Here is a 17,024-nt window from a genome sequence, read left to right on the forward strand (position 1 = left end):
TTGAAGAATTTGACAAAAAAGTTAAATAACTTAAATAATCATTTTATAAATTTAAGAATAATTATTAGTTTTGCAGACTATGAAATTTAAAGCTGCAGAGATTGCGCAATTATTGCAAGGAACCGTAACAGGTGATGCAAATGTAGAGGTTTCCACATTATCGAAGATAGAGGAAGGAAAAGAAGGTTCGATTTCGTTTTTGGCTAATCCGAAATACGAGCATTTTATCTATACAACAAACGCTTCTATTGTGATTGTGAGTAAGGATTTTGTGGCAACAGATTCTATTTCGTCTACATTGATTGTGGTTGAAGATGCATATCAAGCCTTTACAAAGCTGTTGCAGTATTACAATACGATAAAAAATAATAAAGTTGGAATAGAAGAATATACGAAAGTAAATTCTACTGCGCAACTAGGAGATAATGTATATGTTGGAAGTTTTTCTTATATTGGAGCTAATGTTTCGATTGGGAATAATGTAAAAATATATCCAAATGTAACGATTGGCGATCATGCTAAGATTGGTGATAATACCGTTTTACATTCAGGCGTACAAGTGTATGAAGAGTGTGAAATTGGTCAAAATTGTATCATTCATTCTAATGTTGTGATTGGTGCTGATGGTTTCGGTTTTGCGCCAAATCCAGATGGTTCTTTCGAAAAAATTCCTCAAATAGGAAATGTTTTGATTGAAGATAATGTCGAAATTGGAGCAGGATCAACAATAGATAGAGCAACAATGGGATCTACAATTATTCGTAAAGGAGTAAAATTAGATAACCAAATTCAAATTGCTCACAACGTTCAAATTGGAGAGAATACTGTTATTGCTTCGCAAAGTGGAGTAGCAGGATCTACAAAAATTGGACGTAATTGTATGATTGGAGGTCAAGTTGGTATCGCAGGTCATTTGACAATCGGAGATTTTGTACAAGTACAAGCTCAGAGTGGTATTAATGGTGATGTAGAAAGTAAAACGCAATTGTATGGTTCGCCAGCAATCGAAGCGTCAAGCTTTAGAAAATCTTATGTACATTTTAGAAAGTTTCCAGAAATTGTGAAACGAATCGATAAATTAGAAAAAGAGAACAAACAAAAGTAAAAGTTAATGTCTGATAAACAAAAAACTTTAGCGAATGAAGCCGTTCTAAAAGGTGTTGGCTTACATACAGGTAAATTTGTTACCTTAACATTTAGACCAGCCGAACCAGATACAGGATTTGTATTTGTTAGAACAGATTTAGAAGGTCAACCTCAAGTAGAAGCTGATGCACAGTATGTTGTGAGTACAGCCAGAGGAACAACTTTAGAGAAGAAAGGAGTTAAAGTACATACAACAGAGCACGTTTTGGCAGCTTTGGTAGGTATGGATATTGATAATTGTTACATTGAAATTGACAATGCGGAACCACCAATTATGGACGGTTCTTCTCGTTTTTTCGTTGAAGCAATAGAATCTGCTGGAATTGTAGAGCAAGATAAAGACAGAGAATATTATAGAATTAAAGAAATTGTAACGTATGTAGATCCAGAAACAGGATCAGAAATCACGGCGATTCCTGCAGATGAATACCAAGTTACAGCAATGGTAGATTTCGGAACGAAAGTTTTGGGAACTCAAAATGCAACTTTAACATCTATCAAAAACTTCAAACAAGATATCTCTCAAGCAAGAACATTTTGTTTCTTACATGAGTTAGAGCAATTGTTGGAAGCTGGTTTAGTAAAAGGTGGAGATTTAGACAATGCAATTGTTTATGTTGACAAAGAAATTACGCCAGAAACAAAAGAAAAATTATGTAAAGCGTTCAATAGAGATGATGTTTCTATTCGTCCGAATGGAATCTTGGATCACTTGACTTTACACTATCCAAATGAAGCTGCACGTCACAAATTATTAGATGTTGTGGGAGATTTGGCTTTAGTAGGTAAAAAATTGAAGGCTAAAATTATTGCAACAAAGCCTGGACATCATACCAATACAAATTTTGCAAAGAAATTAAGCAAACAAATTAAATTAGCGCAACGCAATAAAGTGCCAGAATTTGATTTGACAGCAGAACCAGTTTATGATATTAATGATATCATGAAGTTATTACCACATCGTCCACCATTCTTATTGATTGACAAGGTAATTTCTAAAAGTGCAACAGGTTTAATCGGCGTGAAAAATGTAACGATGAACGAGCCTTTCTTTGTTGGACATTTTCCTAAAGAACCTGTTATGCCAGGTGTATTGCAAATTGAAGCAATGGCACAATTAGGAGGGTTATTGATTTTAGGAGAATTAGAAAATCCTCAAGATTATTCAACTTATTTCATGAAAATTGAAAGTGCTAAATTTAAACGCAAAATTATTCCAGGTGATACATTGGTGTTTAAATTAGAGTTGGTTGAACCAATTAGAAGAGGAATTGTTCATATGCAAGGAATTGGATATGTAAACAATCAAATTGCTGTGGAAGCAGAAATGATGGCAGTTATTACAAAAGAATAATTAAAGAAATGGAAGTTATGAATCATCCGATGGCATATGTTCATCCAACTGCAATAATAGGTGAAAATGTTACAATCAGCCCTTTCTCTTCTGTTTACGAAGATGTAGAAATTGGTGATGGAACATGGATTGGTCCTAATGTAACAATTATGTCAGGAGCACGTATTGGAAAAAATTGTAAAATTTATCCAGGTACGGTAATTTCTGGTGAGCCTCAAGATTTGAAGTACGAAGGTGAAAAAACTTTAACATATATTGGTGACAATACAACAATTCGTGAATGCGTTACTGTAAACAAAGGAACTAATGCATTAGGTTATACTAAAATTGGTGACAATTGTTTGATTATGGCAACTGCACATATCGCGCACGATTGTGTTGTAGGAAATAATGTCGTAATCGTAAATGCGGTTGGTTTAGCAGGACATATAGAAGTTGGAGATTTCGCTTTTATTGGTGGTTATAGTGCAGTTCATCAATTTACAAAAATTGGAGAACATGCTTTTGTAGCTGGTGCGACACAAATTCGTAAAGATGTTCCTCCGTATGTTAAAGCTGCAAAAAATCCTGTTGCTTATGCGGGAGTTAATGCAATTGGATTGAGAAGAAAAGGTTTTACATCAGAAGAAATCTTCGAAATTCAAGGTATTTACAGAATTTTATATCAACAAAAAAATAACGTATCTCAGGCTGTAGAACAAATCTTAGAAAAATTCCCAGATTCACATTATCGTGAAGTGATCCTTGATTTTATCAATACAAGTGATCGTGGAATTATGAAAGGATATAGCTCGGGAGTTTAATAAAATAACAATAGAATAAATGGCGACAACTTCTGATATCAGAAAAGGTTTATGTATTATTTTTAATAATGATACGTATAAAATTATCGAATTTTTACACGTAAAACCAGGTAAAGGACCTGCTTTCGTTCGTACAAAATTAAAATCATTAACTAACGGAAAAGTATTAGACAATACATTCTCTGCTGGTCATAAAATTGAAGAAGTTCGTGTAGAAACACGTAACTACCAATATTTATATGAAGATGATAATGGTTTCCACTTCATGAATAATGATGATTTCTCTCAAGTTTATTTAAACAAAGATTTGATTGATAATTCACAATTTATGAAAGCTGGTGACGAAGTAAAAATCTTGTTCCGTGCTTCTGATGAAACAGCTTTAGCAGCTGAGTTACCAACTACAGTTGTAATGGAAATTACATACACAGAGCCAGGTCTTAAAGGTGATACAGCTACAAATGCTACAAAACCTGCAACGACAGAAACTGGTGCTGAAATCCGTGTTCCTTTATTCATCAACGAAGGTGATAAAGTAAAAATCAACACAGAAGATGGTTCTTATGTAGAACGTATTAAAGAATAATTATTCTGAAATATAGATAAAAAAAGCGACCTTTTGGTCGCTTTTTTTATTACAATTTTATTGTAACTTTTTCGCTAGAGCATGTCGTTTCTTTATCTATTTTCTTGACAAAAATTGTAGAACCTAAGAATTCATTTTTGATTGTGATAGATGATGAATCACTCCCTTTATAAACCGTTTTATTCTCTTTTGGATCGAAATTATAGATTCTATTTCCATCTTCATCCAACCATTCGAATTTATATTTCTTATCGTCAGTATTTTTTAAAGTAAGTATAATCGTTCCGTCTTTTTTATTCTGTTTGATACTAACTTTTTCAGAAAAATTAATTTTTTCTAAAACAGTAATTTGAATTGCTTTTCGTTCAGATTTTTTGTTGTTCCAATTACTTTCAACATAATAAGTCTTATTCTCAGTAATAGTTGGACTAATAATATTGCTTCCTTTTACAAATGGTTGAGTAGAATTTAGCTCATCATACCAAAAATATTCAACTTTTGCTTCTGGATTTTTCACCGTTAGTGCCTGATGTTCATTGTAACAACTTTCTTGTTTTTCACCCCATGTCAAAACTGGTGGAGTTAAACTCTCATTATTAGGTTTTGTAATTTCCCATTGCGTTGTGTACATATGATTCGCATGATTTTCTTTTCTTACTAATTGCGTTGTATCCGTCACTTCAGCTCTTAAAATATTTTTTTCTAAGTTGAATTGACCTTTGTTTAGATGAATAGAATCTAAATTTTCTGCAATCAATTTATTATTCAAAATCCATTTTACTTTCAGGGTATTTGGAACTGGTTTTACTAAATTAAGAGTAAAAGCATTCATGTTTTCTGTGTTAACAGGAGTATCAACAGCGGGTTTTGTAGAAATAATTGGATTTGTTTTTTGATGAATTACTTCAATAAATTCTTCTTGACAAACATTACAAAAAGGCGCGATTAAATATTGCATTTTACAGAATTCGTGCGGACGAAACCATTGTGCTCTTGCATCTTTTTCGCCATATGCATAAATTCCAATTCCATTTGTCCCAATCCAATTTTTCCAAGGAACATCTTGTATATTCTGTGTTTTATTTGGACCAGGAACCGTATACAACGGACCAGACCAATATTCGTCTGATAATTTTGCAAACGAATGTCCAATTTCGTGAACAGCGATATCATTACTTTTAAAATTAACTGTTGTCGTCGCAAATTCTCCTCCAGAACCACCATAAAAAGGAGAATTAACAAGAATTACAACTTGACTATAATTGGGAATATTATCTTTCAGAACTTGTAATACCTTTTCATTTTTCGTTGGAACAACTAAACGATGAATTCCAGAAATATCAAAACTACTTCCGAAAATTGTATTTGGATTAGTTTTCGGAACTTCATATTTCTTTACAAATTTATTATAACGTTCAGGTAACTGATCCCAATCTACTTTTTCTGTGGGACATTCTTTGGTAGAATATGGGTGAATTGCACCAGATTCCTCAGAAATACTATTTATAACAAATACATTAAAATAATTGATATATTGACTTAATGGTTCCGTTTTGAAAAAATAGTCTGTAAATCGTTTTGCATCTTCTTTATAATATTTTAATTCGTCTTTTGTATAACCATCTGCTAAAACAACAAGGTTGATAATGTTTTTATCACTTCCCTGATATTGTAAGGTATCAATTTCGAATTTTTGTGCTGATAGAGTTGAAACTGTAAATAGAGTGGTGGCTAGAAAAAATAATCTTGTTCTCATAGTTGTATTTTGAAAAAATAATACGCAATATAGTAAGATAGATTTTTTTAATGAAATTTTGATTTTAAATATTTATTATCGGATAGGAGTTCTTAAATCATTATAAAACTGAAGAATATATTGTATTTTTAACACAAGAAATAATCTTGAACCAACTATGAAAATCAAAACCAAAAAGTTTCTGAAAAAATCTTTTTATACTTTACTTATTTTAGGAATTGGAAGTCTTTTGTTCACAGCTTTTGCAAATTATAAAATAGAAAACTCAACGGAAGAATTTGTCACAGATAAATTAGAGATTTTACCTAAAACCAAAGTTGCGATTGTATTGGGAACAGCGCCAAATTTGGTGAGTGGTTATCAAAATTATTACTTTACGTATCGTATAGAAGCTGCAACAGAATTGTATCAATCAGGAAAAGTAACGTACTTTATTTTGAGTGGAGATCATGGTCGAAAAAACTACAACGAACCTGAAGCAATGAAACAAGCCTTAATAAAAAATGGAGTTCCAGAAAATGTGATTTATTTGGATTATGCAGGTTTTAGAACATTAGATTCTATGATTCGTGCAAAGGAAATTTTTAGTCAGAATGAATTTATTGTAGTTTCCCAAGAGTTTCACAATCAACGAGCAGTTTATATTGCACGTCAAAACGGAATTAATGCGTATGGTTACAGTGCAAAAGATGTCAATAAACATGCTGGATTAAAAACAAATATCCGCGAGTATTTTGCTCGAACGAAAGTTTTTATTGATAGCTTTTTTGGTGTTCAACCAAAGTTTTTAGGAGAGAAAATTGAGATAATTTAATTTTTATTCAATGAATAAAGATATAAAGCAAATAATGAGTAAAATGCTTCTAATTCAATCTTCTGATTGCATTTTTATTTATGGTAAACACAATTTTAAAATAAATAATGAATTAGATTTTACTTTTGATTTTGAAGAATTAGTAGAGTTAAATATTGTAGAAAATAATATTGAGAAGAATCTTTTTACTTCCATCATTAGTCATTGTAAAGGAATTATTAAAAATAATTTTATTGTTGATTTGACTAGTTACAGAAACGCTGAGAATTTATATGTGTATTTAAAGGAAACATCCGAGTATTATGTTATCATTTCAATCGGAGAATACCAACCTAGTTTATATAGAATTTATATAGAAGGTGTCTTTTTGAAAATGTTTTAGGAAAATTATTTGAATTAAAAAGAGAAACCAAACTAATGATTTCTCTTTAATATTTTTTACTTCAAACTACTAAAATATCCTCTCAAAATAGCATCGTTAGCAGAATTTCGTGTATCAATTTCTAAAATCTTCGGGCGATTACTTTCTGCATAAAAATCTTCAAAAGTATTTTCTAAATCAGTTAAATTTGAAACAACTTGGTATTCAAAACCATACATTTTAGCTAAATGTTCGGCAGTGAAATGATGTTTTGTTTCAAAATAATCTTCAACAACATCTGTTTCAGTTGGGCCAGGAATAAATTTGAAAATATTTCCTCCGCCATTATTGATCAAAATAATTCTGAAATTATTCGGCATGTTTACATTCCATAACGCATTCGAATCATAGAAAAACGAAATATCTCCCGTAATCATCACCGTATTTTGACCAAAAGCGATGCAAGCCCCAATCGCTGTAGATGTAGAGCCATCAATTCCACTTGTTCCGCGGTTACAAAAAACAGGATTCGAATTGTTGTGATCATACAATAATCCGTAACGAATAATGGTTGAATTTCCGTACTGAATTTGCCAATTTTCAGGATAATTTCTAATAATGGAATCAAATGCTTTCAAATCACAAAACGGAATCATATTGATGTAATTTTTGTGTTTGATATTATTCGCTTCTCGAATTGAATTCCATGTGTTGTAATATTCAGATTCTTTTGGATTGATAAACGGAACAAATTGCTCTAAAAACAATTCAGGTTTCGTCTCAATTTTATCTGTTAATGCTTGAAAAGTGTCTGGTTGCCAATATTCATCTAAATGCCAATGTTGTGTTGGTTTTTGATCACGTAAGAATTTTTTAATTTTTTTCGAAACGACATTTTGCCCAATTGTCAATAAAATATCAGGTTTCAACGCTTCTAATTCTTCTTCCGAATAAGGGAAAATAACTTGATCTATTTTATTGAAAAATCGTTCATCATGAATATTTGACGTCACTTCTGTCAAAACAACAACCGAATCATCTTGCGCTAATTGTTTCACAAAATGATCAAATTCGGCATCAGGATGATGTAATCCGACCAAAATCATTTTACGCGTCGAAGCATTCCAACGTTTCATAAAATCAATCACATCAATTTCTGGATAATTTTTTGCAGGAATCGTTATCGTGTCAATTTCAATATCTGGTTTTGTTACAGATTCGTACAAAGGTTCAGAAAAAGGCATATTGATATGAATTGGCGCAGATTTGTGCATACAATCAATCAATGCATATTTCGTCAACAACATATTCCGTGTTAAATCATCAGTTTCTTCACTTTCGGAAAGCTGAACATTATGAACAGAATGTTTCTCAAAAATATCTTTTTGGCGAATGGTTTGTCCATCAAAATTATCAACTAAATGTTCGGGACGATCGGCAGAAAGTATAATTAGAGGGACATTTTGAAAAAAAGCTTCCGTAATTGCAGGGTAATAATTTGCTGTGGCCGAACCAGAGGTACAACAAACCACAACAGGTTTCTGAATTTGCTGAGCCATTCCCAAAGCGACAAATCCAGCCGAGCGCTCGTCGATTACACTATAAGTTTTGAAACGTTTGTCATTCGCAAATTGCATTGTTAATGCTCCGTTTCGAGATCCTGGCGATAATACGATATGATCAATTCCGAAAGCCAAAAAAGTTTCAGCAATCAATTGAACATTTAATTTATTTGATATTTTTCTCAACGTAGTTGTCTTAAATTATAAAAGGTTTTGATTAGCAAATTTACTAAACAAAACCTTTCAAAAAGTATGATATTTTTAAGAATTAAGTATGTAAACCTCCGTCTACACTCAAAACTTGTCCTGTTACATAACTTGATAAATCTGACGCTAAGAATAAACATGCATTTGCAACGTCTTCTGGTTGTCCTCCACGTTTTAATGGAATTCCATTACGCCATTCTTCAACAACTTTTTGGTCTAAAACTTCTGTCATTTCAGTTTCGATAAAACCTGGTGCAATTGCATTACAACGAATGTTACGAGAACCTAATTCTAACGCAACAGATTTAGAGAAACCAATTAAACCAGCTTTAGATGCAGCATAATTTGCTTGTCCAGCATTTCCTTTGATTCCAACAATAGATGACATGTTCACGATAGATCCAGAACGTTGTTTCATCATTGGTTTGATCACTGCTTTTGTTAAGTTGAAAGCCGAATTTAAGTTTGTTTGAATTACTTTTTCGAAATCTTCTGCAGACATTCTCATCAACAAATTATCTTTTGTAATTCCAGCATTATTAATTACAATATCAACTTGACCAAACTCAGCAATTACATCTTCCACTAATTTTTGAGCAGCTTCGTAATCAGAAGCATCAGATTGATATCCTTTTACTTTACCGAATTGTCCCAATTCTTCTTCCAAAGCTTTTGCTTTTTCTACAGAAGAAGCATAAGTAAAGGCAACGTTAGCGCCATTTTTAACAAAAACTTCAGCAATACTTTTTCCAATACCGCGAGTTGCGCCTGTAACGATTGCTGTTTTACCTTGCAATAAATTCATGTTTATAGGTATTATATATTGCTTCAAAAATACGATTTTTTACGAGAGTTAAAAATGTTAAAATTTACTTTATCAATTTTCTTTAACATTTTATGGTATTATAATTGAAAAAATATTGATTATTATAACCAAATTAAAAATATAAAAACATGAAGAATCTATTGAAATTTTTAGCGGTAACATTTTTTGCCTTATTTGTATTTACGGCTTGTAACGATGATGATGATCCAGCAAACAACGATTTCTTTGCAGGAACTTACAAAGGAAAAATAAGTTATGTTGATGGAAATAATACTCTTTCTGCTGATAATGGAAGTGTATTTGTAACAAAAATTGCAAGTGGAACAAAGTATAATTTTGCTTTTTCTGATAAAATTCCAGATTTAAACGGTGTTGAGTTTGAAAAGAAAGGTGACAATACTTTAGTGAGTGTTGGAGCAGATGAATTATCTTATATTAGAATTGATAATGCTAAATTGACAATTCTTTACACAAAAGATGGTAAAACTTGGACCGCAAATGCAACGAGATAATTTTTAGGAATAATAATAGAAAAGACGTTCAGTAAATGAGCGTCTTTTTTAATACAATATTTTTCGCTGAAAATAGTTAAATATAAAATGATGTTTTATGAGAACGATTGTATGTTTTGCTTCAGTATTAATGATGATATTTTCTTGTAATAATGAGGATGATAGCCAGAATACTATTTACAAAGAAAAATATGAAAGACGATTTATTATTTTTCAAGATTCTTTAGGAGGAATTGTTCAAGATAGTGGAGTAGTGCAAGTTTCTCAATCTAAGAATTTATATAAATTTGATTTTATCACAACTCAAAAAATTGATCCGATAGAAAATATTCAAATGGAAATGACAGGAAGCAATTCGTTAAGAAACGTGGGTTGGACACCAACAAAATTGATTGTACTTTCCAGAGATAGTATCAATATTTCTTACAAAGAAGGAAAACGATATTGGTTAGTCAATTCGATTAGTAAAAATTAAACATAAAAAAATCCACTCAATATTGAGTGGATTTTTTAGTATGATTTAAAATTTTCAGATTATAATCCGAAAGCTGTTTTAATTTGATCTACGAAGTCTAATTTTTCCCAAGTGAATAATTCAACTTCAACTTCAACAACATCTTGTCCATTAGCAGATTCAAAACGTTTTGAAACCGTTTTTGGTTCTCTACCTAAGTGTCCGTAAGATGCAGTTTCTTTGTAAATAGGATTTCTTAATTTTAATCTTTGTTCGATTGCGAAAGGCTTCATATCAAAGATTTCAGAAACTTTTGTAGAAATTTCTCCTTCAGTTAACTCAACTTTTTGAGTTCCGAATGTATTTACTAATAAAGAAACTGGAGCAGCAACACCAATTGCATAAGAAACTTGTACCAAAACTTCGTCTGCAACACCAGCTGCAACTAAGTTTTTAGCAATATGACGTGCAGCATAAGCAGCAGAACGGTCAACTTTTGATGGATCTTTTCCTGAGAACGCACCACCACCGTGAGCACCTTTACCACCGTAAGTATCTACAATAATTTTACGACCAGTCAAACCTGTATCTCCGTGAGGTCCTCCAATAACGAATTTCCCTGTAGGATTGATATGATAAGTAATACTATCTGTAAATAAATCGCGTAAATGAACAGGTAATTGCGCTTTTACACGTGGAATTAAAATACTTACTAAGTCATTTGTAATTTTATCTCTCATTGCTTCTTCGTTTGCGAAGTCATCATGTTGAGTAGAAATTACAATAGTATCGATACGAACAGGTTTGTTGTCATTATCATATTCAATTGTTACTTGAGATTTAGCATCAGGACGTAAATATGGTAACAAATCTTTTTCGTATTTACGGATATGCGCTAATTCTTTCAATAATCTGTGCGATAAATCTAACGCCAAAGGCATATAGTTTTCAGTTTCGCTTGTAGCATAACCAAACATCATTCCTTGGTCACCAGCACCTTGCTCTTCGTCAGATTGTCTGTCTACACCTTGGTTAATATCTGGAGATTGTTCGTGAATTGCAGATAAAATTCCACAAGAATTTGCATCGAACATATATTCACTTTTCGTGTAACCAATTTCAGCAATTGTTTCTCTTGCTACACGTTGTAAATCAATGTAAGAATTAGATTTTACTTCACCTGCTAAAACAACTTGTCCAGTCGTTACTAAAGTTTCACAAGCTACTTTACTTTTTGCATCAAATGCTAAAAAGTGGTCAAGAATTGAATCAGAAATTTGATCGGCAATTTTATCTGGATGCCCCTCAGAAACTGATTCTGACGTAAATAAATATGACATTTCTATACTTTTTTTTAAAATGATAGAGGGAAGGAGAAAACTGAAGTCCTGTTTTAGCAATTGTTTTATGAGGTTGCAATCAGTCAAATCTTTCCTCTCGATTTTTCGAGCTCAAATATACAATGAATAATATGAATAATGAAAGATATTTAACATTTATTAGTATATAAAAATTATAGAGTTTAACTTTTTATCTTTTTTAGAATAGAACAAAAAACGGTGTGTTTTAATAAATTATAAATATATTTTCTGTAGATGAGTAATTTTTTTAATCTATATAGATAATTATTCAAAATAATGTTGTTACTTTAGAAAAAAATTAATTGAAATGAAATTTGACACTCTCGATCAACAGCTGCTAATGTATCTACAAGAAAACAGTAAAATTACCTATAAAGAATTATCTGATAAGTTAAATTTATCGTCAACCGCAATTCATGAAAGAATCAAGAAATTAGAAAAGTCAGGAATTATTTCTAAATATGTTGCGCTTGTAAATAGAAGATTAATTAACAGAGAGCTTTTGGTATTTAGCCATATTAAGTTACAACAACATTCTGCTGATAACATCAAGATTTTCGAAAACGAAATTGTGAATTTAAAAGAAGTTCAGGCGAGTTATCATGTAAGTGGTGATTACGATTACATTATCAAAATGTCTTTCGAAAATATGGACGAATACAGAGATTTTATGGTAAATAAACTAACAACAATAAAGGTAATTGGTAGTACTCACAGTACTTTTGTTATTGGTGATGTAAAAGATGATACCGCTTTCCAATTGGTATAAAAATATAAGAATGGTTCTGATAAATTAGAATTTTTTTTGATTGAATAAGTAAAAATAGAGAAGACATGAGCAAGGAAATAGCAGTTTTAGGAGCTGGTTGTTTTTGGTGTGTGGAAGGAATTTTTAATTCGATAAATGGAGTAGAACAAGCTATCTCTGGATTTGCAGGAGGTAATGTAGAAAATCCTACTTATCGTCAGGTTTGTGATACAGATACAAATCATGCGGAAGTTGTTGAAATTACTTTTGACAATGAAGTGATTTCGTACAAAGAATTATTAGAAATTTTTTGGAATATACATAATCCAACACAGTTAAATAGACAAGGAAACGATGTTGGTACACAATATCGTTCGAGTATTTTTTACACATCAGAAGAACAAAAAAAGCAAGCGGAAGAATCGTTAAAAGAGTTTGATAACGGAACTTTGTATGAAGATAAATTCGTTACAACAATAGAGCCTTTAGATAAATTTTGGCCAGCCGAAGATTATCATCAAGGTTATTACAATGAAAATCCAGATCAGCCATATTGTTCGGCAGTTGTTGGACCAAAAATTGCAAAATTTAAATCTAAATTCAAACAGATTTTAAAATAAGAAAAGCGACCAATTGGTCGCTTTCATTTTATTTTCCTTTTTTACGTGCTTTCGCTTTCTGTTTTTGCTGACCACGGTTTTTAGGTTTAGATTTTGGTGGTTTACGTTTTGTAGGACCACCTAAATTCACCTTTTTATTTTTATCTTTTTTCTCGTGAAATGCTGCACCACGTTCTTCAATTTTTACAGTTGTAAGTTGTTTCATTTTTACAACATCTTTCTCAAATTCACGTTTTACAGGATTTATTTTTACGTCCTCTTCAGGAAAAGGAAGTTCGTTAATCTCTTTATCCATCAATGCTTCAATAGCATCTAAACGTTCAATTTCCTTTTCAGAAAAATAAGAAATCGCTTCTCCTTTTTTATCCGCACGTCCTGTACGCCCAATTCGGTGAATATATTGTTCTGGAATTTCTGGAATTTCGAAATTGATAACATGCGTAACATCAGGAATATCCAAACCACGAGCCATAATATCTGTCGTGATAATTCCTCGGTATTCATCTCTGGTAAAGGCTTCCATTGTTCTCAAACGATAATTTTGAGATTTGTTAGAATGAATTACTCCAAATTCATCTGGATAAATTTCATCTAAATGATTAAAGATTAAATCAGCATGTTTTTTATTGTTTGCGAAAATTAAAACTTTCTCAAATTTTGCTTTGTCTCCTAATTGATGAACAATTAAATTCAATTTTGTATTGAAATTCTCAACTGGAATAGCCAATTGAGTGATTTTTTCTAATGGTGTTCCTGAACGAGCTAAGGAAATTTCAATAGGATTTTTGAAATATTCGTGTAACATATCATCTACTTGATCTGTCATCGTAGCAGAAAATAAAATGTTTTGACGTTTTTCGCTCATCATTGTAAATAAATGAATCAGTTGCGGACGAAAACCTAAACTCAACATTTCGTCAAATTCGTCAACCACTAATTTCTTCATTTCTTTGAATGATAATACATTGTCTATCGCCAAATCTAAAACACGACCTGGTGTTCCAACCAAAATATCAACGCCTTCATACACCAATAATTTTTGAGTATTGATGTTTACACCACCATAAATTCCTAAAACACGAACATTGATAAACTCTGTTAATTGCTCTAAAATATCGGTAACCTGAACAACTAATTCGCGTGTCGGAACCAAAATAACAATCTTTGGTTGATTCGTTTTAGAGTATTGATAAGTATTCAACAAGGGTAATAAGTAAGCCATTGTTTTACCTGTACCTGTTTGGGCAATTCCCATTATATCTCGTCCAGAAAGAATCGGTTTGAATGATTTTTCTTGAATTGGAGTTGGGGTTGTGATATTCAACTTTTCTAAAGCCGAACTCAATTGTTTTGTTAATTCGAAATCCGCGAATGTAGCTTTCATTTTGCAAAGATAAGTTTTCTTGATGACTTCTTAAAAACTCAATGTGCAATCCGTTCAAATTCGTTGAAACTTCGTACTTTTGCATTTCGATTAAGTAAAAAGGAATAAAAATGAGTTTAAAACAATACATCACGCAGAATGTTTTAGAAGCGATTCAAAACGTTTATCAAATTAACCCTGAATCTGTTGAAATTCAGTTTACAAGGAAAGAGTTTGAAGGTGATTATACATTGGTTGTTTTCCCATTAATCAGAACTTTGAAAGGTAAACCAGAAGAAATCGGTGCTAAAATCGGTGAAAATTTGGTTGAAAATAATAAAATTACAGCGTTTAATGTTGTAAAAGGTTTCTTGAATATGAGTTTAAGTTCAGTAGAATTTTTAGAAAATTTTACTCAAAATGCTCAAAATTCAACTTTTGGAATTACAAAAGTTGATGAAAATTCGAGAACGGTAATGGTAGAATATTCATCGCCAAATACAAACAAACCTTTGCATTTAGGACATGTCCGTAATAATTTGTTAGGATTTTCGGTTTCTCAAATCATTGAAGCAGCAGGAAATAATGTGATTAAAACACAAATTATTAATGATCGTGGGATTCACATTTGTAAATCTATGATTGCTTGGGAAAAATTTGGAAATGGTGAAACACCAGAATCTGCAAATATGAAAGGCGACCATTTGGTTGGAAAATATTATGTGGAATTTGACAAACATTATCGTCAAGAAATCAAAGAATTAGAAGCGCAAGGAAAAACGGAAGACGAAGCGAAAAAAGAAGCTCCAATTTTCTTAGAAGCACAAGAAATGCTGCGTCAATGGGAAGCACATGAACCAAAAGTTATTGAGCTTTGGCAAAAAATGAACGGTTGGGTGTATGATGGTTTCGCTAAAACGTACAAACGTCTTGGTGTTGCTTTTGACGAATATTTATACGAATCGAATACCTACATTTTAGGAAAAGATATTGTTGAAGATGGTTTAAACAAAGGTGTTTTCTACAAAAGAGAAGATGGTTCTGTTTGGATTGATTTGACTGCAGAAGGTTTGGATGAAAAATTAGTTTTACGTTCAGACGGAACTTCGGTTTATATCACACAAGATTTAGGAACTGCAGTAGAGCGTTTCAAAAATAATCCAACGTTAGAAGAATTAACGTATGTTGTAGGAAATGAGCAAGATTATCACTTCAAAGTTTTGTTCTTAATCTTGAAAAAATTAGGTTATTCTTGGGCTGATGCTTTACATCACTTGTCTTACGGAATGGTTGATTTACCAAACGGAAAAATGAAATCTCGTGAAGGAACAGTTGTAGATGCAGATGATTTGATGCAAGAAGTTTATAATACAGCAAAAGAGATTTCTGAAGAATTAGGGAAATTAGACGGAATGTCTGATGATGAAAAAGCTGAGTTGTACGAAACAATTGCGATGGGTGCTTTGAAATATTACATTTTGAAAGTAGATCCTAAGAAACGTATTTTATTCGATCCGAAAGAATCTGTTGATTTTAATGGAAATACAGGACCTTTTATTCAATATACTTTTGCGCGTATTCAGTCATTATTGAGAAAAGAATCCCCAAAAGAATTTGATGCAAATGCAATAGAATTGAATGATGCAGAAAAAGAAATTATTCGTGCATTATACGATTTCGAAGATACGATAGAAAAAGCAGCAACAGAAATGAGCCCTGCTTTGATTGCGAATTATGTGTATGAATTAGTTAAATTATTTAATTCATTCTACCAAAACAATCCAATCTTGAAAAATGAAGATGAAAACGTGAAAAATTTCCGTTTATATCTTTCTCAATGGGTTGCAAATACAATTCAGAATTCGTTACGTTTATTAGGAATTGGTGTTCCAGAAAGAATGTAATCGACTTATAAAATAAATAAAATGCCTCATCAATTTGGTGAGGTATTTTTTTAACTTTACAATATGAAAATAGGAGATTTACTGAAACAAAAAGATCCTCACGATAAATTTAATTTGAAACGATTTCACGATGCGCAAAGTTTTGTGTATGATGAAATCTTAATGGAAGTTCATGCAGGAAAAAAACAAACGAATTGGATTGTTTTTATGTTTCCTCAATTAGTTGGATTAGGTTCGAGTGATTCGTCATTAGAATTTTCGATTTCTTCAAAAGAAGAGGCGAGAGCTTTTGTGAAAGATGAAGAACTTTGGGGAAATTATTTAGAAGTTTTATCTGTATTATTAATGCAACATAAAGGCGTAATTCCGCAATTAATTTTCGGAAAAAATGATGCAATGAAACTGAAATCAAGTTTGACTTTATTCAACTTTATAGTTCCGAAAGAAAAAATTATCAAAGATGTTTTGAAGTTTTTTTATGCAGATCAAGTCGATAAAAAAACATTAAGTATATTGAAACAAATGAATAAATAAAAAAATCTCGAGCATTTGCTCGAGATTTTTTATTTAGACACTGTCCAAAATTTTGTGTAAATATATTTCAGGTGGGTTTGACTTTTTTATAGTTGAACCCTTTTTTCAAATAT

At 31.6% G+C, this 17,024-nt stretch carries 17 protein-coding genes; 12 read left to right on the forward strand and 5 right to left on the reverse strand.

The genetic code is table 11. The features are described 5' to 3' along the window. Positions 1-79: 79 nt before the first annotated feature. From lpxD to efp, 4 genes are read left to right on the forward strand one after another with little or no spacing between them, the layout of a single operon-like run. Positions 80-1,105 carry a UDP-3-O-(3-hydroxymyristoyl)glucosamine N-acyltransferase gene (gene lpxD / locus HXZ69_RS12920; protein ID WP_115001039.1) on the forward strand — a complete coding sequence of 342 codons (1,026 nt, stop codon included), beginning with the start codon at positions 80-82 and terminating at the stop codon, positions 1,103-1,105. 6 nt (positions 1,106-1,111) lie between these two features. Then, entirely contained in the window at positions 1,112-2,500 is a 1,389-nt protein-coding gene (locus HXZ69_RS12925; protein ID WP_038336111.1) for a bifunctional UDP-3-O-[3-hydroxymyristoyl] N-acetylglucosamine deacetylase/3-hydroxyacyl-ACP dehydratase, read from the forward strand. A 17-nt stretch (positions 2,501-2,517) separates the two neighbouring features. Beyond that, entirely contained in the window at positions 2,518-3,303 is a 786-nt protein-coding gene (gene lpxA, locus HXZ69_RS12930; RefSeq protein WP_115002092.1) for an acyl-ACP--UDP-N-acetylglucosamine O-acyltransferase, read from the forward strand. Positions 3,304-3,322: 19 nt separating this feature from the next. Beyond that, positions 3,323-3,889: an elongation factor P gene (gene efp, locus HXZ69_RS12935; protein WP_038336113.1), complete on the forward strand. Its 567-nt coding sequence runs from the start codon at positions 3,323-3,325 to the stop codon at positions 3,887-3,889. A gap of 49 nt (positions 3,890-3,938) precedes the next feature. Here efp and HXZ69_RS12940 read toward each other — a convergent pair whose 3' ends face one another. After that, entirely contained in the window at positions 3,939-5,645 is a 1,707-nt protein-coding gene (locus tag HXZ69_RS12940) for a M64 family metallopeptidase (protein WP_286496220.1), read from the reverse strand. Between the two features lie 157 nt (positions 5,646-5,802). Between HXZ69_RS12940 and HXZ69_RS12945 the strand changes: the two genes are divergently transcribed. Next, complete coding sequence (locus HXZ69_RS12945) at positions 5,803-6,459, forward strand: SanA/YdcF family protein (RefSeq protein ID WP_125349808.1); 657 nt, start codon at positions 5,803-5,805, stop codon at positions 6,457-6,459. Between the two features lie 10 nt (positions 6,460-6,469). Beyond that, positions 6,470-6,841 carry a hypothetical protein gene (locus HXZ69_RS12950; protein ID WP_038336116.1) on the forward strand — a complete coding sequence of 124 codons (372 nt, stop codon included), beginning with the start codon at positions 6,470-6,472 and terminating at the stop codon, positions 6,839-6,841. A gap of 56 nt (positions 6,842-6,897) precedes the next feature. Here HXZ69_RS12950 and menD read toward each other — a convergent pair whose 3' ends face one another. Further along, the gene (gene menD / locus HXZ69_RS12955) at positions 6,898-8,568 is read right to left on the reverse strand and encodes a 2-succinyl-5-enolpyruvyl-6-hydroxy-3-cyclohexene-1-carboxylic-acid synthase (protein WP_286496221.1); all 1,671 of its coding nucleotides are present in this window, start codon (positions 8,566-8,568) and stop codon (positions 6,898-6,900) included. Between the two features lie 82 nt (positions 8,569-8,650). Beyond that, positions 8,651-9,394, reverse strand: coding sequence for a 3-oxoacyl-[acyl-carrier-protein] reductase (fabG, locus tag HXZ69_RS12960; protein WP_038336119.1), 744 nt, complete (start codon positions 9,392-9,394; stop codon positions 8,651-8,653). A 149-nt stretch (positions 9,395-9,543) separates the two neighbouring features. Between fabG and HXZ69_RS12965 the strand changes: the two genes are divergently transcribed. Then, positions 9,544-9,927, forward strand: a complete 384-nt coding sequence (locus HXZ69_RS12965) for a hypothetical protein (protein ID WP_280046298.1) — start codon at positions 9,544-9,546, stop codon at positions 9,925-9,927. 97 nt (positions 9,928-10,024) lie between these two features. After that, entirely contained in the window at positions 10,025-10,402 is a 378-nt protein-coding gene (locus HXZ69_RS12970; RefSeq protein ID WP_280046299.1) for a hypothetical protein, read from the forward strand. Between the two features lie 59 nt (positions 10,403-10,461). Here the strand turns inward: HXZ69_RS12970 and metK are convergent, their stop codons facing one another. Next, positions 10,462-11,721: a methionine adenosyltransferase gene (gene metK / locus HXZ69_RS12975; RefSeq protein ID WP_038336123.1), complete on the reverse strand. Its 1,260-nt coding sequence runs from the start codon at positions 11,719-11,721 to the stop codon at positions 10,462-10,464. 328 nt (positions 11,722-12,049) lie between these two features. Here metK and HXZ69_RS12980 point away from each other — a divergent pair, with 328 nt between their 5' ends. Both HXZ69_RS12980 and msrA read left to right on the forward strand, forming a co-directional pair. Further along, positions 12,050-12,511 (forward strand): Lrp/AsnC family transcriptional regulator, encoded by a 462-nt coding sequence (locus HXZ69_RS12980; protein ID WP_115001022.1) that lies wholly within the window; start codon positions 12,050-12,052, stop codon positions 12,509-12,511. 65 nt (positions 12,512-12,576) lie between these two features. Continuing rightward, positions 12,577-13,110, forward strand: a complete 534-nt coding sequence (gene msrA, locus HXZ69_RS12985; protein WP_038336125.1) for a peptide-methionine (S)-S-oxide reductase MsrA — start codon at positions 12,577-12,579, stop codon at positions 13,108-13,110. A gap of 28 nt (positions 13,111-13,138) precedes the next feature. Here msrA and HXZ69_RS12990 read toward each other — a convergent pair whose 3' ends face one another. Then, the gene (locus HXZ69_RS12990; protein ID WP_125349811.1) at positions 13,139-14,494 is read right to left on the reverse strand and encodes a DEAD/DEAH box helicase; all 1,356 of its coding nucleotides are present in this window, start codon (positions 14,492-14,494) and stop codon (positions 13,139-13,141) included. Between the two features lie 110 nt (positions 14,495-14,604). Here HXZ69_RS12990 and argS point away from each other — a divergent pair, with 110 nt between their 5' ends. Together argS and HXZ69_RS13000 are read left to right on the forward strand one after the other, a co-directional pair. Beyond that, the gene (argS, locus tag HXZ69_RS12995; RefSeq protein WP_286475224.1) at positions 14,605-16,377 is read left to right on the forward strand and encodes an arginine--tRNA ligase; all 1,773 of its coding nucleotides are present in this window, start codon (positions 14,605-14,607) and stop codon (positions 16,375-16,377) included. A gap of 63 nt (positions 16,378-16,440) precedes the next feature. Further along, a complete protein-coding gene (locus tag HXZ69_RS13000) occupies positions 16,441-16,911 on the forward strand; it encodes a DUF1810 family protein (protein ID WP_135835150.1) in 471 nt (156 codons plus the stop codon). Positions 16,912-17,024: the final 113 nt, after the last annotated feature.

It is taken from the genome of Empedobacter sp. R132-2 (genome assembly GCF_030324375.1).
Taxonomy (GTDB): domain Bacteria; phylum Bacteroidota; class Bacteroidia; order Flavobacteriales; family Weeksellaceae; genus Empedobacter; species Empedobacter falsenii_B.